Here is a 21,614-nt window from a genome sequence, read left to right as displayed (position 1 = left end):
CTAGTACAGGGCGCTGGCGAGCCGCTGGCGCGCGGCACTGACGCGCGGGTCGGTGGGACCCACCACGTCAAACAGTTCGATGAGTCGCGCCCTCACGCGCTCCCTGTCGGGCCCGGCGGTGACAGATACGGCGTCGATGAGCCGGTCGAAAGCGTCCTCAATCATGCCGCCGAGCACGTCGAGGTCGGCGACGGCCAGTTGGGCGTCGAGGTCGTCGGGAGAATCGGCGGCGGCCTTGCGTACCGCCTCGGCGTCGGCCGTGCCGCTACGCGCAATGAGCGACACTTGCGCTTTGCCTGCCCGCGCATCGGCGTCCTTGGGATTCTCCTTGAGAGCCTGCTCGTACGCCGCTACGGCGGCTTCGTAGTCGCCGCGCTCGATCGCGTCGAAGGCTTCTTGGTGCAGCGGTGGGAGCGGAGCCTCCTCCGCCTCGCCATCTACCGTCTGGTCCGCAACCGGTCCCGAGTCGCGCACATCCATTCCCGCCTCGCGGGCGACCTGCGCGACTTGCTCGAACACATCGGCAAGTTGCGCGTCGTCAGGAGTTCCTTGGAACAGGGGCACCGGCCGCCCAGCCAACAACGCGAGCATGGCAGGTACCGCCTGCAACTGAAACGCTTCCGCGAGTCCTGGTTCAGTGTCGATGTCTACCGTGACAAGGGTGACGCTCTCGCCGTACCGCCCCAGGAGGGCGACGACGCGCCCCCGCAGCTCTTCGCACTGCGGCGCCGCAGCGGAGCACAACAGCACGTAGACCGGGCGCCTCGTGGACTCCTGGAGGTACTCTCCTGCGTTCGCCTCCGTCATGGCTTGGGGGCCGTTGGCTGAGCCTGCCTGCTGTCCTTGTGGGGACTTCGCCGCGAGCGCGGCAAGGTCAACAACGCCGCTGAAGGGAGGTAGCGAGGTCATGGCGTCCTTTCTCGACGAGGATTACGAGGGCTGGATGGAGACAAGGTGGTGCTCGGCGGCCACGACAGTCGGCAACTCTTCGCCGCCGGGCGGCGGAACCGAGAGCACGACGAAGTCTCGGTAGGAGTACGTGACCTTGTCCGTCGCGCTGCCCTCAAGGAGGGGAAGGTCACGCGCAGACAATTGGAGCGTCGCGTCAGACACGGAGAACGACGAGGAGATCTGAAGGGGTGCGAACACGAGCGCACCGCCGTCGGACGTCGCAAGGGCATAGGTTCCCGCGAAGTCCGGCTGGATCGTGTCGACGTATGCACCCCCCGCTCCTTGGGCAGCCGTGGTGAGCGCCGACCGGGCGCCGAACAACTGCTCGGCGTACGAATCTGCGCCGAAAGCGGCCGCCAGTTCGCCCTCAGGACCCTGACGCAAGTACTCGACGTAGTCCTCGAGCGCCTTGCGGGGCGACGGCTCGACGCCATCCTCGCCCAATGCCAGCGGCTCGGCACCGTTGACCGCACCAGGCATCGCCGGCAGCACTGCCCCGGGAATCATGTGTGCCCATGCCACGAGCCGGTAGGGCTCTTGGACAGCGTCCTGCACCCAGAGGTACACGACGGGCGTCAACTCGTCACTCGGCGGCTCGGAGACCGCCGCGAACATGCGCGGCCATGAGTCGGAACGCGACACGTAAATCCCCTGCATGTCCGAGGGGAGCTCCGAGATGGGCGACTCGGCCACCTGCGCCGCGACGAGGTACTCGGCGCTCCTGACCTGCGCTGCGTCTCCCGCCAAACGCGAGGTGAAGAGTTCTGGATCCCGCGCGGCGTCGGCGGCACTCAACTCGGCAAAGGTCGACTCGATGATGGATTCGGCTTGAGACTCGATCAGCGCAGCCTGCGCCTCGAGCTCTGGCGTGGCCGTCGCAACAGGCGGCGCGGCGGCGCAACCGGCAAGCAGGAGCGCGGCGGCGCTCATCGCGATCACAGTGCGCCTCATGGCCGGTCCTCCTTCTCTTCAAGGTCGACATCCGGCAGCGTGGAGCCAGCCAGTCGCCGCTCGCGCCGTGAACCGGGCCTGACGGAGTCCGTCGGCGCGGTTCGCGATCGCGAGGTCGTCCAGGACTCGACCCGCTCCTGGAGCGGGCGCACATCGATGATGGCCGACAACACGGCAAGCACGCCGAGCGCCGCGAGCGCGGCGCCAATCCAGATGAGGGGACTAATCCAGGCGTCGTTCACCTCGCGAAGGGCGCTGACCTCGAGCGTGGCAAGGTCGCTGCCGTCGACGGACGTGACCACAAAGGACTCGCCGGGTGCGACGGCCGATAGCGCCACCGACACGCGGCCCTCGCCCGCCCAGTTCTGCCTCCACACATCGCCTGAGCCGTAGTCGAAGACCACCTCGTCAGCGTCGTCGGCGGCATCCTCGGGAACCGGCGTTGCTTCTGGACTTGGCGTGGGCGTCGGACTTGGCGATGCTGCCGCCTCCGCATCAGCCGACGCCGTGGGCGTTGGCGAAGGAGACTCAGGAACGATCCGCGAAGCGGTGCGAGTCGTGAACTCGTCCCAACTCGCGTAACCGGTGACAAAGGTCGCCGAGTGGTCGCCCAGCCACGCCTGAGCGTCGACGGGGCGCGCCGTGTGTGCCTCGATCGCTCCGTCCGACGTGACGGCAAGGCGTTGAAGGCCAGGAAGCGCGAGCACCTCGGGACCGAGCACGACCACTGGTGTTCCCAGCGTCGCTTGGGTCACCACAGCCTGTTCTGGCCTCACGGCTTGGGCGATGAGCCCCGCGATCAGCATCAGCAGCCCGAGGGCTCCTGCGATGATCGCTGTCGTGCGTAGGGTCACGTCTTTTCCTCCTGTGTCCGGCGTACAGTCTAGGAGACAACGCACGAGGACCCCCAGGTGTGGCTTTGTCATGCCATAAGCCCGCGACTAATGTGGTGTGACGCTGGGGGCAAGCGATGAGGAGAACCGATGGCTGACGAGACCCTGCCCTTCCCTGTCGCCATGCGCGGTTACGACCGCGACGCGGTGGCTGCGCATATGAAGAGGCTCGAAGAGTCCCTGTCGCAGGCTCAAGAGACGGCCACACAGGCCCGTCAAGAGGCGGAGCAGGCCCAGCGCGCGCTCGACGATATGCAGCGCAATCTCAACGAGACCGATCAGCCCACCTACAAGGGTCTGGGCGCACGGGTCGAGCACTTGTTGCGATCGGCAGAAGAGCAATCGGCCGACGTTGTCAATCGCGCCAACACTCATGCTCAAGACACGATTGCCAGGGCTAACGTTGCCGCACAGCAGTTGAGGGCACGGGCGGACAACGAAGTCTCCGAAATTCTCGCGCAGAGCAGGCGCGAGGCCGACGAGGTCAAGGCGGCCGCGGAGAGCGCGGCCCAGGGCACCAGGGAGGCGGCGGAACGCCAGGCCGCAGAAGTTGTGGCAAAGGCCCAGCGTGAGGCCGACCGGATTACCTCGGTGATCGACACCGAGATTGCCGAGAAGCGCACGGGCGCCGAGCGCGAGGTGCACGCAATGCGTGCGACCGCGGAGCGCGAGATCACGGAACTCAAGGTGTCGAGCCAGCGCGAAGCCACCGACTTGGTTGAAGGGGCGCGCGGCCAGGCCGAATCGACTGTCAGTAACGCGCAGGCGGAAGCACAACGCTTGCGTGAAGAGGCGGAACAGGCCCTCGCCGCCGCCAGGGAGGACGCGGAGCGCCTGGCCGTCGAAGGCGCCGACGCTCTCGCGGCAGCGCAGGCTGACGCCCAGACCACCCTTGAGCGCGCAAACGACGAGGCGACGACGCTTCAACGAGAGGCCGCCTCGATCAGGGCCGAAGCGGACAAGCATGCCGCCTCTGCACTCGCCGCAGGGCGTCGCGAGGCCGCTCAGATCATGTCGTCGGTACAGGCCGAGACTGAGAACCTCAAGGTCGAGGCGTCTCAGTACCACGCGAACACCATCGCCGCTGCTGACGAGTACGACGCCGCCAAGCGCAGCGAAGCGGACGCCTACGACCAGGACACGCGCGCCAAGGCCGACGACTACCTCGCTGCCAAGCGTGGCGAGGCCGACGAGTACCACGCCTCGAAGCGAGCGGAAGCCGATGACTACGACGCCGCAACGCGAGCGGCGGCGGACGAGTACGACGAGTCGAAGCGCGCGGCGGCAGACCAGTACGACGCCGCTCAGCGCGCCGAGGCCGACGCGTACGTGGCCTCCACGCAGGCAGAGGCTGACCAGCAGGTCGCGGCCAAGCACGCCGAAGCCGAGAAGTACGCGGCGGCCAGGCAAGCGGAAGCCGACAGGTACGCAGCGACCAAGCAGGCAGAGGCCGACAAGTACGCCGCCGCCAAGCAAGCGGAAGCCGACAAGTACGAGCGGACCACTCGAGAGCAGGCCGAGCGGGTTGCTTCTGAGCGGACGGCGGCCGCGGAGCGCTACTTCGCCGCAAAGGTCGGCGAGGCAGACCAGTACCACGGCTCCAAGTTGGTGGAAGCCGATCAGTACCACGCCACCACGACAGCAGACGCTGACCAGTACGACGCGGATCTGCGAGCCGCGGCGGAACACTACGACGTCCAGCTGCGCCAGCGTGCCGACAACGAGACGGCAGACTTGCGCAAGCGCGCGGAATCCGACACGAAGAAGCTGCGCGCCCAGGCCGCAGCCGAGGTCAAGGCGCTACGGGACGAAGCCGCCGCCGAGACCGACGCGCTGTTGAGCGATGCACGGGCCCAGGCGAAGAGCATGATCGACTCGGCGGCCGCGGAGGCACAGCAAGTGCGGTCGGAGGCCTACGGCGACGCGGAAGCGGCGAAGGAGGAGGCCCGCCGCACCAGGGAGGATCTCCAGATCGAGATCGCTCAGCGACGCGAGGCAGCAGAAGCGACCATCAACGAGCGCCACAACGAGGCGAAGGCGGAGTCGGAGGCCATGGTCGCCGACGCGCGCACCAGGGCCGACGAAGCCGAGTCGCGCCTCACCGACGCTCTCGAGCGGGCGGAGCAGGCTCGCAGGGACGCCGAGGAACACGCTCGCACGCTGCTGAGCAACGCCCGCCACAACGCCGACGACATCGTCTCCCAGGCGCGCGAACACGCGGAGACCATCATCTCCGAGGCCGTCACGGATGCCGAGAGGGAGCGGTCGCTCGCTTCCAAGGAGGTCGAGGAGCTGAACCACCAGCGCGAGTCGATCACCACCTACCTCGACGACTTGCGTTCGCTCCTCGCGGCCGACCCCGTCAACAACCTCGCGGCCGCATCTCGCCTCGCCCAGGAACACGCTGCTGAGCAGTCCGCTGACGCCCCCGGAGGCGAGCAAGACCGCGAGGACTGACGTGTCAGCGGAGCGCAAAGACGACGCGTTCGCTCTTGCCGCGCGCCTTGACCGCCAACGCGAGGTGGAGAGCGCCCAAGCGTCGGCGCTCGTCAAGCAGTTTGCCGAGCAGGCGAAGGCGGCAGGGATAGAGCCTATTCGCCTGACCGCGCGGCCGTACTCTGGCCGCACGGTGCTGAAGACGGACGTGGTGGGTTGGTACATCAAGCGCGACTGCAGCGTCGGCGTGAGCACGGACGGCGACTTCTACTTGCTTCACGCACCTGGCGGTTGGTCCGCATGGTTCAAGGGCGTCCACCTCGACCCCTCCGATCCCCCCATGGAGCTCGGCCGTGGCGCGCGCGATGGCGAGTCGATGCCGATGGAGAAGGCGCTCGCCATTCGACTGGCCGCGGGAAACGTCTGGCCGTAGCGAACGCTCAGCGCCCGCACTGCGGGTGACGGCTAGCAGGTCGGGTGACGGCTAGGCGGAGGCGAGCTGGTCGATGAGACGCGCGATGACCTCAGGCCGCTCGACGTGGGCCACATGCCCGGCGCCCTCAACGACCGTCACGTCAACGCCAAGCGCCGCCGCCATCTGCTCGGCCTCTTGCTGCGTCGTCAATCCGTCATCATGGCCCCGTGCCACGAACGCGGGAGCGTCGCACGCAGCGAGAACGGCTGTGCGATCAGGACGGGCGGCCATGGCCCGCTGGTTCCACGCCACACCGACTCCTGCCTGGCGGGCCACATTCGCCACGAGCGACTCCGAGAGGGCGTCGTCAGCGCGCGTGCGAGCTCCCACGAGTCCCTCCACGTTCGCACGGGGGTCGGCGACCCCGTCTGCCTCTTCGGCCTTCTCAGCGGCCGTCAGGCGCCGCTCACGGGCCTCTGCCGTGTCTGCAGTCGCCCTGGTACCGATAAGGCCGAGCCCAGCCACAGCGTCGGCGTGGCGTTCCAACACCGCCATTGCCACGTAGCCGCCCATGGAGCAGCCCACCCAGATCGCGTCTCGCGAGCCGGTCACCTCGCGCATCGCCGATACGGCCGCGTCAGCGATGAGGTTGAGGGACGGGTCGCTCGACGATGGGGGCATGTCGCCGATGCCTGGAGGGTCGAAAGTAATGATGTCGCCTTCCCACGTGTCGAGGGCGGCGATCAAGGGCTCCCATTGCTCTCGATCGAGGGGAAAGGCGTTGAGGAGGACGAGGGGCGTTCCGGTGGGCAGCAAGCTCATGAGGCATCTCCAAGGTCTTCTGCGTCGGTAGCATCGGTGGCAGGCACGGAGGTGGGAAGCGCCCGCGCGCCTGGCAAGACAGCGGCGAGCAGCAGGTCGAGCACGATGCGCACGTACTTCTCCCCCACCCACAAGTGCTTGGCTCCCTCGACGGGGATGACGCGCGCTTGGGTCAGCGGCGCGAATGCGGGTACCGCCTGATCGGGCGTGAGGAAGTCGTCGAACTCGGGCACGAGCGCAGTGACAGGCTTTCCCGACCTCGCCCAGTGCTCCAAATGCTCTGGCTCTGCGCGGCGCAAGGGCGGCGACAGCAACACAGCGCCCTCGACCTCGAGGTCTGCACCGTGCATGAGCGCGACTTCAGTGCCGAAACTCCAGCCCACGAGCCATCGGTTCGGCAACCCCCGCTCCACGGCGAACTTGACCGCCGCGCGCACGTCGGCCGCCTCGCCGACGCCCTCTTCGAAGTGGCCTCCTGATGTGCCGCGCGGCGAGGACGTTCCCCGCGTGTTGAACCTCAGGACGGCGACGTCGGCGAGATAGGGCAGGCGCCACGACGCCTTGCGCAACACGTGCGAATCCATGAATCCGCCGTGAGTGGGAAGCGGATGCAAGGTCACCAGCGTGGCCGCGATGTTGCCAGACGCGGGCAGCGCCAACTCCCCCACGAGGGTCAGCCCGTCTTCCGTCACGATCTCGATGTTCTCGCGGTGCGCAGGGAGCACCGTCATCGCGCGAATCTCCGTCAACTCAGCCATGCATCCTCCCGAAGGTTTGCCAACAGCCGCGGTGCCAATGCCGCCGCTCCTGGCCCGCAGCGTCGGCGCCGAAGAGGCCGTCCACAGGCCAGGCGACGATGTGCTCTTGGGCGCCGGAGACTTCCCTTCCGCACGCCGGGCAGGTGTAGGTCTTGTCGGATGGGCGCGGCACCGCGACCCAGTAGTCCTCGCCCCGTGGGCCTGGCTGGCGTTGCGCGCCCATGCTGCCGCGCACCTTGTCGACGTCGAGCTCCTGATGGGGCTGGCCGTAAGGGCGCTTGGTGGAACGGCGCTTTGACGGCATGGTTCGAGTCTACGGAACGCAGGCGGTGGCTGGCTCAACCACACACAAGCCGACGCCGCGCTCGAGGGGGGATGAGCGCGGCGTCGGACAGTCAGTATGCGCGCGGTGGCGTATTTACCAGCGACTGTACCGCGTCGAGAGGCGTGATCGCCCGGTTGCGGATGGTCTCTTGGTACCAGTATGCGGAGTCTTTCCACGTGCGCTCCTGGGTCGTGTAGTCGACCCTCAGCATCCCGAACCGCTTGGAGTAGCCGTAGGCCCACTCGAAGTTGTCCATGAGGCTCCACGCCATGTAGCCGCGAACGTCAGCGCCCTCTTCGCGGGCCCTGAGCAAGGCGCCCATGTGATCGTGAAGGTACGTGTAGCGGTCCACATCGCGGATCCGGCCGTCCTCGCTGACCTCGTCCGGCCACGAGGCGCCGTTCTCCGTCACGATCATCGGGAGTCCCGTGTCGCGATGCATGCGCATCAAGTGTGCGTGGAAGCCGCTCGGGTCGACGTTCCATCCCATCGTGGTGCGCTTGCCGATCAGCGGCATGAACTCGGCATCGTCGGCCCCCGGCCAGCAACTGTGGACCGTGGTCTTGTGGCCATCCTCGCCAGACAGTCGGTGGGGCGAGTCGTTGAAACGCACCATGTGGCTCGAGTAGTAGTTCACGCCGAGCACGTCGATGGTGCCCTTGATCGCGTCGAGGTCGCCTTCGTGTACGAACGACCAGTCGGTGAGCTTCGATGTGGATTCGAGAAGGACTTCGGGGTACTGCCCCAGCGTGTATGGATCGATGAAGATGCGGTTGGCCAAGGCATCGATCTTTTGGGCGACCGCCACGTCACGCGGGTCTGCAACGTTCCACGGCCTCGGCAAGTGAGAGTTCAACACGATGCTGACCTTGGCGTCAGGGTGGACGTTCTTGATCGCCTTGTAGGCGAGCCCGTGAGCCAGGTTCAGGTGGTGAGCAGCCGCGAGTGATGCGGCCGGCTCGCTGCGACCAGGAGCGTGGGCTCCAGACGAGTAGCCGAGGAACGCGGTGCACCAGGGCTCATTGAACGTGGTCCAGTAGGTGACCTTGTCCTTGAACTCCGCGACGGTACGCTCCGCGTACTCGACGAACCTGTCCACGATCGCGCGCTCCGGCCAGCCGCCGGCGTCCTCAAGGCTCTGAGGAAGGTCCCAGTGGTAGAGCGTGACGAGGGGCTCGATGTTGTACTTCGCCAACTCGTCGAGGATGCGGTGGTAGAAGGCGAAGCCCTCCTGGTTGAAGTCGCCGTCGCCGGTGGGCTGAATGCGCGGCCACGCCATCGAGAAGCGGTAGGCGGTGAGACCGATCTCGGCCATCGCCTTGATGTCCTCTGCGTACCTGTGGAAGTGATCGCAAGCCACGTCGCCGCTGTCACCGTTGAGCGTGCGGCCCTGCGCATGGGCGAACGTGTCCCAAATGCTGGGGAGCCTGCCGCCCTCGGCGGCGCCCCCCTCAATCTGGTAGGACGCCGTCGAGGCGCCAAAGAAGAAGTCGTCTGGAAACTCTGAGGAGGACATGCCCAGGAGTCTACCCGAAACGTTTCGATTCCTATAGAGGCTGCCGAGACATGACGGGCACCCCGGCCCGATTGCGGCCGCTACGGGACCAGTTCCGCCGCGATCGCCTGCGCTGCGGCGGACCGCTCCTCGGCCGTTCCTCCCAGGTCTGTGTCGGCCTTGTTGGCGAACAGAATGGCCATGACCGCAAGCCTCATCCGGAACTTGTCCTCAAGAGAGGCGTCCGCTGGCAAGGCCGATTCCCAGACCTTGCGCTTGAGTTCGTGCACCAGCTCAGTGGTGGCGCCGAGGTTCTGAAGGGCCACTTCGTTTTGTTGAACGCACCTCATGACGCCACCAGGAGCGCCGCGCGTGATCTGGCCGAGGCGCTGAATCAACTCGACGCGGCGTTCCCTCGTGGGAGGGCCGCTCTGCATCCACCTGATTAGCTCGTCAAGCTCTCGCGAGACCTCTCCCAGCAACGAGTCGAGGATCTCTTCCTTTGACTTGAAGTGGTAGTACAAGGCGGCCTTGGTCACGCCCAAGTCCTCGGCGATTTCCCTCAGAGAGGTCTGGTCGTAGCCGTTGGAGGTGAACCGCTCAAGGGCAATGCCCTGAATGCGCTCGCGTGTGTCCCCACGTCGTCGTGCGGCGGTCTCCATCATGGCTCTTCCCTTCAGCTTCTCTGGGGCGATTTTCCAACTAACTTGACGCCCGGCTAGTTACTGCATACTATCACTCAGGTACCTTACCGGGCGGCTAGGTAGTTCCCAACGTACCGTGCCGTTCCTCGCGCCCCCTCCCCCTCTCACTCCCCTTCGAAAGGCCCACCATGGACTCCGCTCCCGATCCCCGCCGCTGGTGGGGACTTGCCGCGATCGGGCTCTCGCAGCTCATGGTCGTGCTCGACATGACCATCGTGAACATCGCCCTCCCCACCGCGCAAGCCGACCTCGGCATCTCCGACGCAGACCGCCAATGGGTCATCACCGCCTACACGCTCGCCTTCGGTGGGCTCCTGCTGCTCGGCGGGCGGCTCGGCGACGTCTTTGGACGCAAACGCGTCCTCATCATCGGCCTGAGCGGCTTCGCGGTCGCTTCCGCCATCGGCGGCTTCTCGCAGTCTCTCGCGACGCTGCTCGTGGCGCGCGCCCTCCAAGGCGTGTTCGCTGCCCTCCTCGCCCCGGCGGCGTTGTCCATGCTGAACGTGACCTTCACCGAGCCTCGCGAGCGCGCCAGGGCGCTCGGCGTATACGGCGCGATCGCCGGCGGAGGCGCCGCGCTCGGGCTCATGTTGGGTGGCTTGCTCACCCAATACGTGGACTGGCGTTGGACCCTCGCCGTCAACGTGCCCATCGCCATCGTCGCCGTCATTGGCACAGTCATGTTCCTCCGTGACCACAGCACGCACGGCATTCGCGCGCGGCTCGACATCCCTGGAGCGATCCTTGCCAGCGGCGGCCTGCTCGCCATCGTCTACGGCCTCAGCGAAGCCGAACAGAACGGTTGGGGATCCACCGTCGTCGTCTCTGCGCTCGCTCTGGGCCTCTTGCTGATGACCGCCTTCGTCCTTGTCGAAAGGCGCACGCCGCGCGCTCTCCTGCCGCTCCACTTGCTGCGAGACCGCAACCGCGTCGGCGCCCTTCTGGCAGTGGGCCTCACCCAGATCGGCATGTTCGGCGTCTTCCTGTTCCTCACCTACTACCTGCAAGGAGTACAGGGCTACTCACCCATGAAGACAGGCCTCGCCTTCTTGCCCATGGTGGTCGGCATGATGACAGGGGCCGTCGGAATCTCCGCCCGCCTGTTGCCACGCATCGGCCCTCGCAGGCTCATGTTGCCCGGCCTGCTGATCGCCGCGTCCGCGCTCGCCTTCCTCACCCAGATCGAACCCGGATCCACATACCTGCTGCACGTCATGCCCGGCCTGGTCTTCCTTGGGCTCGGCATGGGCATGACCTTCATGCCCAGTATGGCCACCGCGACCGGCGGAGTCCGCGGCACCGATGCTGGCGTGGTGTCAGCGACGCTCAACACGACCCAACAAGTGGGTGGCTCAATCGGCATCGCCTTGCTCAACACCGTGGCCGCTACCGCGACCGCCAACTGGATCGTGGCCAATGGCGCCGCCGCCCCTGCCGAGATGGCGCAAGCGGCGGTGCATGGCTTCACGACGGCGATGTGGATCTCGGTCGGTGCTGTGCTGCTAGCCGCGCTGCTCGCCGCACTGCTGATTAACGTCTCCCCCACACACGCCAAGCGCGACGACGTTGGCGAACCGGCCGGCGCCCGGCCACGGGAAGGCGACCCGCTTCTTTCGGACGAGGAGAGCCCTGCAGGGATGCACGCTTAGCCCTCTCCCCTCCCCGACAACGCCTCCCCCGCTACGGCGAGGGGGGCGTTGTCACGCCAGCGCTGGAGCACGCGGGGCGCAACGTACACAGTGGCGCGACCACCCAGCGGTGTGGCTACCCAGCGGTGTGGCTACCCAGCGGCGCGGCGCCGAATCCGGCTATCTCGCTGCTCCGTGACCCCGCACCGATGGCTAGAACAGCCTCGCGGAGCCGTCGTCGACCCCGCGCATCGCGTCGTAGTCCAGAACCAGGCACCGGATCCCCCGGTCCTCTGCGAGCACTCGCGCCTGCGGTTTGATCTCTTGAGCGGCAAAGACGCCCTCGACCGGCGACAGCAAAGGATCCCTGTTGAGGAGCTCGAGATACCTGGTGAGTTGCTCCACCCCGTCGATGTCTCCCCTGCGCTTGATCTCGACCGCCACCGCCCTGCCTGTGGCGTCGCGAGCGAGGATGTCCACAGGCCCAATCGCGGTGGGAAACTCCCGCCTGACGAGCGTGTGTCCTGGGCCAAGGAGCCCCACCTGGTCGGCCAGGAGCTCTTGAAGGTGTGCCTCGACGCCATCCTTGATGAGGCCAGGGTCGGCACCCAGTTCGTGCTCGGTGTCGGCAAAGACGGTGAACAGTTCGATCTCGAGCCGGTCATCGGTCTTGTCGTGCTGGACAACCCAGCGCGCGACGGGAGTCTCCTCGCCGTCGGCCTGGTCCGGCTCGATCGCCTCGATCCTCAACGAGCATGGCGGGCTCATCCAGTTCAGCGGCTTATACGATCCGCCGTCGGAGTGGAGCAGCACCGAGCCATCTGCCTTCACCATGATGACCCGGGTCGCCACGGGCAAGTGAGCGTTGAGCCGACCTGAGTAGCGGGCGACGCAACGCGCGATGACGACGCGCACGGCCCCTCGCGCTAGCTCTGCTCGGCTGGCTCGGCCACGATCGTGATGGTGTCGTGGTCGAAGGACAAGAAGCCGCCGCCGATGTCGACAAGGCGGTCTTCGCCACCCGCCTGAACCACCTTCACCACGCCGCGACCGAGCACCGACAGGATGGGCTCGTGACCGGGAAGGAGCCCAATCGAGCCCTCGACCGCTGGCGCGGACACAAAGGTGGCCTCGCCCTTCCACAGCACGCGGTCTGGCGCGACGATGTCAACGATGAGCGCCATGGCTTAGCTGCTTTCCTTCTGGATGCGCGCCCAGTTCTTCTCGAGGTCCTCGAGCCCACCGATGTTGAAGAAGGCCTGCTCCGAGATGTGGTCGTAGGTGCCCTCGGTGATGCCCTTGAACGCCGTCACGGTCTCGTCGAGCGAAACGGTCGAGCCCTCGACACCAGTGAACTGCGTCGCCATGTACGTGTTCTGCGACAAGAACTGCTGAATCTTGCGAGCCCTCGCGACGATGATCTTGTCCTCTTCCGACAGCTCATCCACACCGAGGATCGCGATGATGTCTTGCAGTTCCTTGTTGCGCTGCAGGATCGACTTGACCGAGTTGGCGACGTCGTAGTGCTCTTGGCCCACGTAGCGAGGGTCAAGGATGCGCGAGGTCGAGGCCAGCGGGTCCACGGCTGGGTACAGACCGCGCGAGGCGATCTCGCGGCTGAGCTCCGTGGTGGCGTCGAGGTGCGCGAACGTCGTGGCGGGGGCGGGGTCCGTGTAGTCGTCTGCTGGCACGTAGATCGCCTGCAGTGAGGTGATCGAATGACCACGCGTCGACGTGATGCGCTCCTGCAACTGGCCCATCTCGTCGGCCAGGTTGGGCTGGTAGCCCACGGCCGAAGGCATGCGACCCAGCAGGGTCGAGACCTCGGAACCGGCCTGAGTGAAGCGGAAGATGTTGTCGATAAACAGCAGCACGTCTTGCTTCTGGACGTCACGGAAGTACTCCGCCATCGTCAGAGCCGACAGCGCGACGCGCAGACGGGTGCCCGGCGGCTCGTCCATCTGGCCGAACACCAAGGCGGTCTGCTTGATGACGCCAGACTCGGTCATCTCTTCGATGAGGTCGTTGCCCTCGCGGGTGCGCTCCCCCACCCCCGCGAACACCGAGACGCCGTTGTGGTTGTTGGCAACGCGATAGATCATTTCTTGGATCAGCACAGTCTTGCCGACGCCAGCGCCTCCGAAGAGGCCGATCTTTCCGCCGAGCACATATGGCGTCAGCAGGTCGATGACCTTGATGCCCGTCTCGAACATCTGTGTCTTCGACTCGAGCTGGTCAAAGGCGGGGGGCTTGCGGTGGATGGGCCAACGCTCGGTGATCTCGACCGTCTCGCCCTCCTTGCCGTTGAGCAGTTCACCCGTGACGTTCCACACGTGGCCGGTGGTGACGTCGCCGACCGGCACCGAGATGGGCTCGCCGGTGTCGATCACCTTGGCGCCGCGCACGAGTCCGTCGGTCGGCTTGAGCGCGATCGCGCGCACCATGTTGTCGCCCAGGTACTGAGCGACCTCGAGGGTCATGTGCAGCATGCCGCCACCCTCGCCCTCGCCTTGAGCAGACAGGTCGATCTCGGTGGTGAGCGCGTTGTACATCCCTGGCAGAGCGTCCACGGGGAACTCGATGTCGACGACGGGGCCGATGACGCGGGCAACACGTCCGACGGCGCCGCCTTGCGCAGCGGGAGTTGTCTCGGCGGGCGCCTTCTTGGCCGTCGTCTTCTTCGCCGGTGCCTTCGACGCGGTCTTGGCGGTGGGAGTCATGGTTGCTCTCTTCCGATCACGAGGCGGCGAGCGCGTCAGCGCCCGACACAATCTCGCTGATTTCCTGGGTGATCTCGGACTGGCGCGCCGAGTTGGCGAGCCTCGTGTACTGACGAACGATGTCTTCGGCATTCGACACTGCGGTGTTCATGGCCGACTGACGGTTGGCGAGCTCGGAGGCGGCTGCCTGGAGCAAGCAGTTGTAGATGCGGGACTCGATGTAGCGCGGCAGAAGGGCGTCGAGCACTTCCTCTGCGCTTGGCTCGAAGGCGTACAGCGGCTCGGCCTCGTCTGCCGCCTCGGCGACGCCCTCCACGATCTCGAGCGGGAGCATGCGGATGACGCGGGGCTCCTGGCTGACCATCGACGTGAAGTGGGTGTAGACGATGTGCAGTTCTGACACGCCGCCTTCTTCCACAGGAGCAAGGAACGCCCTGAGCAATTCGGTCGCGATCTCGTTTGCCACGGCGTGCGTCGGACCGTCGGAGTCTCCTGTCCACTTCCCGGCGAGCTCACGATGCCTGAACGTGTAGTACGAGACACCGCGTCGCCCTGCCGCGTACTGAACAACCTCTTTGCCTTCGGCTTCGAGACGTTCGCGGGAGCGTTCCGCAGCACGCAAGGCGTTCGCCGAGTACGCGCCCGCCATACCCCTGTCAGCGGTGATGACGAGCATGGCAACGCGATTGGTGTCATCCCTCTCGCTCGTCAGCGGGTGCTCGACGTCGGAGTGGTTGGCCACTGCAGAGATCGCCCGCGTGATGGCGCGTGAGTACGGCGCAGCAGCGGCCACCCTGTCGCGAGCCTTCCCGATGCGCGAGGCAGCAATAAGCTCCATCGCACGGAAGATCTTCTTGAGCGACTGGGTCGACTTAATCTTCGCCTTATAGACGCGTTGCTGGCCGGCCATGCGTTACTTCTTCTTCTTTGTGACGATCTGCTCCTGCTCGGTCTCCGCGTCGCTGCCGCCCTCGATGCTCGCATCGGTGGTCAGTTCTGCGTTCGCGGACTCCAAGAAGGTCTCCACAAAGCTGTCGACGGCAGAGTGCAGTTCTGCCTCGTCCTCTTCAGACAGCTTGCCGGTGCCAGCGATGTGGTCCATGACCTTGCTTGACTGGCGCAGGTGATCGATCAGCTCGCGCTCGAAGCGCATGACGTCGCTCAACGCAATCTTGTCGAGCTTGCCCTTGGTCCCTGCCCAGATGGAAACCACCTGCTCCTCGACGGGGTACGGGGTGTACTGGGGCTGCTTCAGCAGCTCCATGAGGCGGGCACCACGCGTCAGTTGCTGGCGCGACGCCGCGTCGAGGTCAGAAGCGAACATGGCGAACGCCTCGAGCGAGCGGTACTGCGCGAGGTCGATCTTCAGGGTTCCTGAGACGCTCTTCATCGCCTTCACCTGAGCCGCGCCGCCGACTCGCGACACCGAGATGCCGACGTCGATGGCGGGGCGCTGGTTCGCATTGAACAGGTCAGACTGCAAGAAGATCTGGCCGTCGGTGATGGAGATGACGTTCGTCGGGATGTACGCCGAGACGTCGTTTGCCTTGGTCTCGATCACGGGCAGACCCGTCATCGAGCCAGCGCCCATCTCGTCGGACAGCTTGGCGCAACGCTCGAGCAGGCGAGAGTGCAGGTAGAAGACGTCGCCAGGGTATGCCTCGCGGCCCGGGGGACGACGCAGCAGCAGCGACACGGCCCGGTAGGCCTCCGCCTGCTTCGACAGGTCATCAAAGATGATCAGGACGTGCTTGCCGCCGTACATCCAGTGCTGGCCGATGGCCGAGCCGGTGTAGGGCGCGAGGTACTTGAAGCCTGCGGGGTCTGAAGCGGGCGACGCCACGATCGTCGTGTACTGCATCGCGCCAGCGTCCTCAAGGGCGCCGCGCACCGCGGCGATGGTCGAACCCTTCTGACCAATCGCGACGTAGATGCAACGGACCTGCTTGTTTGGGTCACCAGAGTCCCAGTTGGCCTTCTGGTTGATGATCGTGTCGATCGCGATGGCCGTCTTACCGGTCTGGCGGTCACCAATGATGAGCTGGCGCTGGCCGCGGCCGATCGGGATCATGGCGTCAATCGCCTTGAGACCTGTCTGCAGTGGCTCGTGCACCGACTTGCGGGCCATCACGCCAGGCGCCTGCAACTCGAGAGCACGGCGGCCCTCTGTCTTCAGTTCGCCGAGACCGTCAATGGCGTTGCCGAGCGGGTCGACCACGCGACCGAGGTAGCCATCGCCCACCTCAACGGACAGCACTTCGCCCGTGCGCTGCACGCTTTGACCCTCTTCGATGCCGGTGTACTCGCCGAGCACCACCACACCGATGGAGCGCACGTCGAGGTTCAGGGCGAGGCCAAGGGTGCCGTCTTCGAAGCGCAGCAACTCGTTGGCCATCACGCCTGGCAGACCTTCTACCTGCGCGATGCCGTCGGCCGCGAGGGTCACGGTACCGACCTCTTCTGTCTTCGTGCCCTGCGGCTCAAATGAGTTCACGTGAGCGTCGAGCGCGGCCCTGATCTCGTCGGGGCTGATCGTCAACTCGGCCATTTATTACTCTCCTGTCGATACCGCTGGGAAGGCGGAAGTCGGGGTGTCGGCTACGAGCCGACAAGTCGTCGTCGTGCGTCGGCCAGGCGGGAGACGATCGTGCCGTCCACCACCTCGGAACCGACCTGAACCTTGATGCCACCCAGAACCTCTGGGTCCACGGCAACATTCACCTGAATGTCGTGACCGAAAGCGTCCTTGAGGATTGTCGCCAGCCGGTTGCGCTGAGCCGCGCTGAGCTCGACGGCGGCTGTCACGCGTGCCACGAGTCGCTCGCGACGCTCTGCGGCGGCCTGGACCAGTTCGCGAACGGCATTGAGAAGGCGCGTGTCACGTGGAGCGGCCACCTTGCGCTCGAGCAGCGCGAGGGTGGTCGCGCCCACCTTGTTGCCAACGACGTCCTTGAGCAGCGCCACGCGCCGGGAGGCGTCCGTAGAGCGGTCGCCGAGTGCCGTGAGCAGACTGCGGTGGGCGGTGAGTTCACGTTCGAAGCGGAACAGTTCCTCTTCGACCTGGTGCAGAGTGTCTGCCGCGTCTGCCTGCGCGAGAAGCGCGAGCGAGCCAGCGTCCTCCACCGACTGCACGAGGTCTTCCTCTTCTGACCAGCGTTCCTTCACGAGATCGCCAACAACCGTGCGCACCCGCTCGTCAGAGCCGGAAAAGAGGTTCGCAGCCAGCGCCGCCTTGTCCTTGGCAGGACGAGAAGGATCTGTCAGCGCCCGGCGCAGCGAGCCAGAGCCGTCGAGCGCGTCGACGACAGCGAACAACTGAGCGGCGAGGCGCGCTCCATCCTTGCCGGCGGCAGAAGCCACCGGATCAAAGGCGCGCAATGCCGCGTCGCGTGCGTTCTGGCTGGTTCCCTTCATCGTCAGCTCTTCTCCTTGACCGAGCCCTCGAGCTCGTCGAGGAAGCCGTCGATGAGGCGCTGCTGACGTGCCTCGTCAGCGAGAGACTCGCCCACGATGCGAGACGCGAGCTCCGTGGCAAGCGAGCCGATGTCCGCGCGCAGTGACACGACGGCCTGCTGACGTTCGGCGTCGATCTGCTTGGCGGCAGTCTCGGCGATGCGTTCGGCGTCGAGCGCTGCCTTCTCGCGGCCGTCGGCGACGATCTGGGCTGCCTCGTTCCTGGCATCCTCACGGATCTTGGCCGCCTCCGTGCGGGCCTCACGCAACTGCGCCGTGTACTCCTCGAGAGCAGCCGCCGCATCGGCCTGCGCCTGCTCGGCCTTGGAGATGCCACCCTCGATCAACTCTGCGCGCTCGTCGAACACCTTCTGGAGCTTGGGCAACAGAACGCGCATGAACACCACAGCGATGATCACGAAAATGACGGTCGACCACAGCAGGTCGTAGTTCGTCGGGAAGATGGGAACGAACTCCGACCCCGACTCGCCAGGTTCGGCCGCGAAGATGATGAGGCGGTTCATTACGTGAAGAGGTATCCGGTGATCAGGCCGAGGAGCGCGAGCACCTCAACGAATGCGACACCGATGAACATGGTGGTGCGAAGCTGGCCGGAGGCCTCTGGCTGACGCGCCATGCCCTCGACGGTCTTGCCGATGAGAATGCCGAGGCCGATGCCTGGGCCGAGCGTGGCAATGCCGTAGCCGATGGTGGCAATGTTGCCGGAGACTTCGGCGAGAGTGGTGGTGTCCACTGTTGTTCCTTCCGTTGTCACGAGGCCGATCCGACCCCGCAGGTCTTGGGTGATGGTCTAGTGCTCTTCTTCCAACGACATATTGAGGTACACGGTGGCCAGCATGACAAACACATACGCCTGCAGCAGCGCCACGAAGATCTCGAACAAAGTAAATGCAAGGCCCGCAGCGAGCGAGACCGCACCCGCAGCCTTCAATGCGCCCGTGGCCTCCAGCAAGAAGAAGTGGGTGGCAGAGAACGTGAGGACGAGCATCAGGTGACCGGCGATCATGTTGGCCGCGAGTCGCAACGCCAAGGTGGCCGGTCTCAGGAAGAAGATCTGCAAGGCCTCGATGGGCGTGAGCAGGAAGTAGATGGGCCACGGAACGCCGGGAGGGAAGAGGCTCGATCGAAGGTACCCGCCTAGACCATGCTTGCGGACGCCTGCTCCGAGGTACATGACGTAGACCCACAGCGCCATGATGATCGGCAAGCCGATGAGCGAGGTTCCCGCAATATTGAGCAGCGGCACCACGCCAGTGATGTTGAAGAAGACGATCGCGATGAACAGGGTCGTGAGGAACGGCACGTACTTGCGTGCCCGCTCAGCGCCCATGACCTCTTCTGCGATTTGCACCCGCACAAAGTCGAGCGCCATCTCCACTGCTGCCTGCCCGCGGGTGGGAACGATGGTGGCACGACGCGCTACCAGCCAGACGATCCCGACCATGACCACGGCGGCGACGACGCGCACGAGCGTGATGCGGTTGAACTCGAAGATCGTGCCGCCAAACAGCAGCGCGTCTGGATTGAAGTCTTCGACCGACGGGGGGTGGAATCCCGTGGACGTGACGAGCCACTCAAAGAAATTCTGCGACGAGCCTTCGGCATTGCCGTCGTCGGCAGCCGTCAGCACGGTGGCGGCCAGGTTCAGCACTCGCATCTCTCCCTGGGGTGGGCGGCAGGGCGCACGCACACATGGCGCCCGTGTCTGTGTGGGACTGGACGCAAGCCTAACCTATGAGTCGTCACGGTTCGAACTCGATCCTGAATAGGACACTCGTCCCCTTTTTACGGCGATGAGGTCGATAGCAAGGGTGGTAGTCACGCCCACCAAGACCACTATTCCAAACATCTGGCGATCGATCGCGTCCACGCGACCAAGGGCGACAACCCCGATCACGATCGCGAACATCTTGGCCAGCCATGCGCCAGCGACGATGCTGGCAAAAACGTTGGGGTCACGGCGGTAGGCGACGAGCATCGCACCCTGAGTGACCAGGCCGGACACTGCCGCGACAACTACCCCCGCAACGGCCGCCCACACGCCGTCTGGACCGCGCCACACTGCCCCCGCCGCCACGCTGATCGCCGCAAGCACGGCGAGCGAGATGCCGGTCGCCGTCAACGCCCAGCGATAGGTGCGCGCCTCGGCGTCGCCGTTGTCAGATGTCATGATTCGTCTCCTACGGTGAGTCAGGTGAGTCGTGGGAGCCAGGTGAGCCCTGCAGCGTCTCGCGGCCCTCAGGCGTAAGCCTGCGGGCTGGCCCCGCAGCTACCCCCATGCCGCGCCACAACCGCCCAAAGCATCGGCGCAACCCTGGCGAGAACGTGATGCCCGCGGCAACGATCAATCCCAGTACCGCCATCAACGCGGCGTATCTCAGCCGCACCAACACAACGGACGCGGCGGAGAAGGAGACCACAAAGGTCCATAGCCACAGCACCGCGACGGCCCACCGGTGCGAGTGACCGAACTTCAGGAGACGGTGGTGAAGGTGATGAGCGTCAGGCTGAAAGGGCGACTTGCCCTTGCCAAGCCTTCTGAGGAACGCCAGTCCCATGTCCAACAGCGGGATCGCGACGACGGCGAGCGGCAACAGCATCGGCAAGAAAGCGGGAATTGTTGCGCGCTGGCTCACCACCTGCGGGTCGATCTGCCCCGTCACCGTGATCGCGGCGGCAGCAAAGGCGAGGCCGAGCACCATCGACCCTGAGTCGCCCATGAAGATTCTGGCGGGATGCACGTTGTGAGGCAGGAAGCCAAGGCACGCTCCCACCATCACGGCGGCGAGCACCGTCGCGAGCGAGGAGTAGTCGCCTGGCGAGGCGTCGCGAGCAAGCGCGTAGGTGTACACCATGAAGGCCATGCCGCCGATCGCGACCAGCCCTGCGGCAAGGCCATCAAGGCCATCGACAAAGTTCACCGCGTTGATCGCGACCACCACGATGACGACGGTGGCGATGAGCGAGAGGTAGCTGTCGCCGATCGTGCGGCCGCCGATGGGCAGCGCGACAAGTTGGACGCCTCCCCACGCCATCAGCAGGGCCGCGAGGATCTGCCCGGCGAGCTTCGCCATCCAGTCGAGGTCCCACACGTCGTCGACGACGCCGACGGCGCACACCAGACCGGCACCGGCCATCACGGCCCACGCACTGTTTGACGCGGCGAATACTCCGGAGAGGAAGGGAATGGTCGAGGCCAACAACAGACCTGCCGCAAGCCCCAGGTAAATCGCGACTCCGCCGAGCCGCGCGGTGGGCACCAGGTGGACATCGCGCGCTCGCACCGCGGTGACAGCGCCCAGTCGGATCGCGAGATGTCGCATGGCTGGCGTCGCCACGTACGTCACGAGAGCGGAGACGACCAGGAGCGTCAGGTAGACCTTCATCTAGGCGCTTGTCTCCTCGTCGAAGGCCTTGACGCCCACAATCTCGACGAGTCGGTCCCAGCTCACTCCGCCTTCGCGCACCACCTTGAGGACCGGGCCGGTGGCGTCGACGATGGTCGAGGCGACGCCCAAAGGACTGTCTCCCGCGTCGAGGTAGACGGACACGGCGTCGCCCAACTGCTCCTTCGCGTCGTCCGCTGTGGTGGCCGCCGGCTGCCCGGTGCGGTTGGCGCTGGTCACGGCAAGCGGGCCGGTCCGTGCAAGTAGCGCGAGAGCGGCCGCGTGGTCAGGGATCCTGAGCGCGACGGTGCCGCGGGTCTCGCCGAGATCCCAAGCGAGGCTTGGCTGCGCAAGGACGATGACAGTGAGAGGGCCTGGCCAACACGCATCCATGAGCGCGCGCGCGGGCGCCGAGACGTCGTGCGCGAGGCCGTCGACGGTGCGGACGGACGGGATCAACACCGGCGGGGGCATCTGCCGGTCGCGGCCCTTCGCCGCGAGGACCCTCGCGACCGCTTGAGGCTGAAAGGCGTCGGCCCCCACTCCGTACACCGTGTCGGTGGGCAACACGACCACCTCTCCCCGCGACAAGGCGTGGACGGCGGCGTCAAGCGACGGACCCCAGGTTGCGGGGTCGAAGCAGGGCAGAATCACGC

General features: G+C 65.8%; 23 protein-coding genes. 3 read left to right on the top strand and 20 right to left on the bottom strand.

The window, feature by feature from the left end; translation table 11 throughout:
• From LGT36_RS01675 to LGT36_RS01665, 3 genes are read right to left on the bottom strand one after another with little or no spacing between them, the layout of a single operon-like run.
• On the bottom strand, positions 1-909 hold the full coding sequence (locus LGT36_RS01675) for a co-chaperone YbbN (protein WP_226095671.1): 909 nt from the start codon (positions 907-909) through the stop codon (positions 1-3).
• A 21-nt stretch (positions 910-930) separates the two neighbouring features.
• Entirely contained in the window at positions 931-1,902 is a 972-nt protein-coding gene (locus tag LGT36_RS01670; protein ID WP_226095672.1) for a hypothetical protein, read from the bottom strand.
• Positions 1,899-2,756: a hypothetical protein gene (locus LGT36_RS01665; RefSeq protein WP_226095673.1), complete on the bottom strand. Its 858-nt coding sequence runs from the start codon at positions 2,754-2,756 to the stop codon at positions 1,899-1,901. Before LGT36_RS01665 ends, LGT36_RS01670 begins: the two co-directional genes overlap by 4 nt.
• 129 nt (positions 2,757-2,885) lie before the next feature.
• Here LGT36_RS01665 and LGT36_RS01660 point away from each other — a divergent pair, with 129 nt between their 5' ends.
• On the top strand, positions 2,886-5,252 hold the full coding sequence (locus LGT36_RS01660) for a hypothetical protein (RefSeq protein ID WP_226264711.1): 2,367 nt from the start codon (positions 2,886-2,888) through the stop codon (positions 5,250-5,252).
• 1 nt (position 5,253) lies between these two features.
• Positions 5,254-5,664 (top strand): hypothetical protein, encoded by a 411-nt coding sequence (locus LGT36_RS01655; protein ID WP_226094692.1) that lies wholly within the window; start codon positions 5,254-5,256, stop codon positions 5,662-5,664.
• A 51-nt stretch (positions 5,665-5,715) separates the two neighbouring features.
• On the opposite strand, the gene LGT36_RS01650 is transcribed toward LGT36_RS01655, so the two are convergent.
• From LGT36_RS01650 to LGT36_RS01630, 5 genes are all read right to left on the bottom strand, one after another.
• A complete protein-coding gene (locus LGT36_RS01650) occupies positions 5,716-6,468 on the bottom strand; it encodes an alpha/beta fold hydrolase (protein WP_226094691.1) in 753 nt (250 codons plus the stop codon).
• The gene (locus LGT36_RS01645; protein ID WP_226094690.1) at positions 6,465-7,226 is read right to left on the bottom strand and encodes an alpha/beta hydrolase; all 762 of its coding nucleotides are present in this window, start codon (positions 7,224-7,226) and stop codon (positions 6,465-6,467) included. The genes LGT36_RS01650 and LGT36_RS01645 overlap by 4 nt, the downstream gene beginning before the upstream one ends.
• Positions 7,219-7,530, bottom strand: a complete 312-nt coding sequence (locus LGT36_RS01640) for a hypothetical protein (protein ID WP_226094689.1) — start codon at positions 7,528-7,530, stop codon at positions 7,219-7,221. Before LGT36_RS01640 ends, LGT36_RS01645 begins: the two co-directional genes overlap by 8 nt.
• A 91-nt stretch (positions 7,531-7,621) precedes the next feature.
• Positions 7,622-9,067 carry a GH1 family beta-glucosidase gene (locus LGT36_RS01635; RefSeq protein WP_226094780.1) on the bottom strand — a complete coding sequence of 482 codons (1,446 nt, stop codon included), beginning with the start codon at positions 9,065-9,067 and terminating at the stop codon, positions 7,622-7,624.
• An 80-nt stretch (positions 9,068-9,147) separates the two neighbouring features.
• Entirely contained in the window at positions 9,148-9,711 is a 564-nt protein-coding gene (locus LGT36_RS01630) for a TetR/AcrR family transcriptional regulator (protein WP_226094778.1), read from the bottom strand.
• Positions 9,712-9,878: 167 nt separating this feature from the next.
• Here LGT36_RS01630 and LGT36_RS01625 point away from each other — a divergent pair, with 167 nt between their 5' ends.
• Complete coding sequence (locus LGT36_RS01625; RefSeq protein ID WP_226264456.1) at positions 9,879-11,399, top strand: MFS transporter; 1,521 nt, start codon at positions 9,879-9,881, stop codon at positions 11,397-11,399.
• A 192-nt stretch (positions 11,400-11,591) separates the two neighbouring features.
• Here LGT36_RS01625 and nucS read toward each other — a convergent pair whose 3' ends face one another.
• The 12 genes from nucS to LGT36_RS01565 all read right to left on the bottom strand — a co-directional run bounded on the left by nucS (position 11,592) and on the right by LGT36_RS01565 (position 21,612).
• Positions 11,592-12,293, bottom strand: a complete 702-nt coding sequence (gene nucS / locus LGT36_RS01620; protein ID WP_226095757.1) for an endonuclease NucS — start codon at positions 12,291-12,293, stop codon at positions 11,592-11,594.
• A gap of 11 nt (positions 12,294-12,304) precedes the next feature.
• Positions 12,305-12,562 carry a F0F1 ATP synthase subunit epsilon gene (locus LGT36_RS01615; protein ID WP_226095758.1) on the bottom strand — a complete coding sequence of 86 codons (258 nt, stop codon included), beginning with the start codon at positions 12,560-12,562 and terminating at the stop codon, positions 12,305-12,307.
• Between the two features lie 3 nt (positions 12,563-12,565).
• The gene (gene atpD / locus LGT36_RS01610; protein ID WP_226095759.1) at positions 12,566-14,098 is read right to left on the bottom strand and encodes a F0F1 ATP synthase subunit beta; all 1,533 of its coding nucleotides are present in this window, start codon (positions 14,096-14,098) and stop codon (positions 12,566-12,568) included.
• 16 nt (positions 14,099-14,114) lie between these two features.
• A complete protein-coding gene (locus tag LGT36_RS01605; RefSeq protein WP_226095760.1) occupies positions 14,115-15,008 on the bottom strand; it encodes a F0F1 ATP synthase subunit gamma in 894 nt (297 codons plus the stop codon).
• A gap of 3 nt (positions 15,009-15,011) precedes the next feature.
• Entirely contained in the window at positions 15,012-16,646 is a 1,635-nt protein-coding gene (gene atpA, locus LGT36_RS01600; protein ID WP_226095761.1) for a F0F1 ATP synthase subunit alpha, read from the bottom strand.
• A 50-nt stretch (positions 16,647-16,696) separates the two neighbouring features.
• A complete protein-coding gene (locus LGT36_RS01595; RefSeq protein ID WP_226095762.1) occupies positions 16,697-17,512 on the bottom strand; it encodes a F0F1 ATP synthase subunit delta in 816 nt (271 codons plus the stop codon).
• 2 nt (positions 17,513-17,514) lie between these two features.
• Positions 17,515-18,075 (bottom strand): F0F1 ATP synthase subunit B, encoded by a 561-nt coding sequence (locus LGT36_RS01590; protein WP_226095763.1) that lies wholly within the window; start codon positions 18,073-18,075, stop codon positions 17,515-17,517.
• Positions 18,075-18,305 (bottom strand): ATP synthase F0 subunit C, encoded by a 231-nt coding sequence (gene atpE, locus LGT36_RS01585; protein ID WP_226095764.1) that lies wholly within the window; start codon positions 18,303-18,305, stop codon positions 18,075-18,077. The genes LGT36_RS01590 and atpE overlap by 1 nt, the downstream gene beginning before the upstream one ends.
• 57 nt (positions 18,306-18,362) lie before the next feature.
• Positions 18,363-19,229 (bottom strand): F0F1 ATP synthase subunit A, encoded by an 867-nt coding sequence (atpB, locus tag LGT36_RS01580; RefSeq protein ID WP_226095765.1) that lies wholly within the window; start codon positions 19,227-19,229, stop codon positions 18,363-18,365.
• Positions 19,230-19,304: 75 nt separating this feature from the next.
• On the bottom strand, positions 19,305-19,742 hold the full coding sequence (locus LGT36_RS01575; protein ID WP_226095766.1) for a hypothetical protein: 438 nt from the start codon (positions 19,740-19,742) through the stop codon (positions 19,305-19,307).
• Positions 19,743-19,752: 10 nt separating this feature from the next.
• Entirely contained in the window at positions 19,753-20,958 is a 1,206-nt protein-coding gene (locus LGT36_RS01570; RefSeq protein ID WP_226095767.1) for an MraY family glycosyltransferase, read from the bottom strand.
• Positions 20,959-21,612: an L-threonylcarbamoyladenylate synthase gene (locus LGT36_RS01565; RefSeq protein WP_226095768.1), complete on the bottom strand. Its 654-nt coding sequence runs from the start codon at positions 21,610-21,612 to the stop codon at positions 20,959-20,961. It lies immediately after the preceding gene.
• Positions 21,613-21,614: the final 2 nt, after the last annotated feature.

Source organism: Demequina sp. TMPB413, assembly GCF_020447105.2.
GTDB lineage: Bacteria > Actinomycetota > Actinomycetes > Actinomycetales > Demequinaceae > Demequina.
This window is presented reverse-complemented; position numbering and strand designations above follow the sequence as displayed.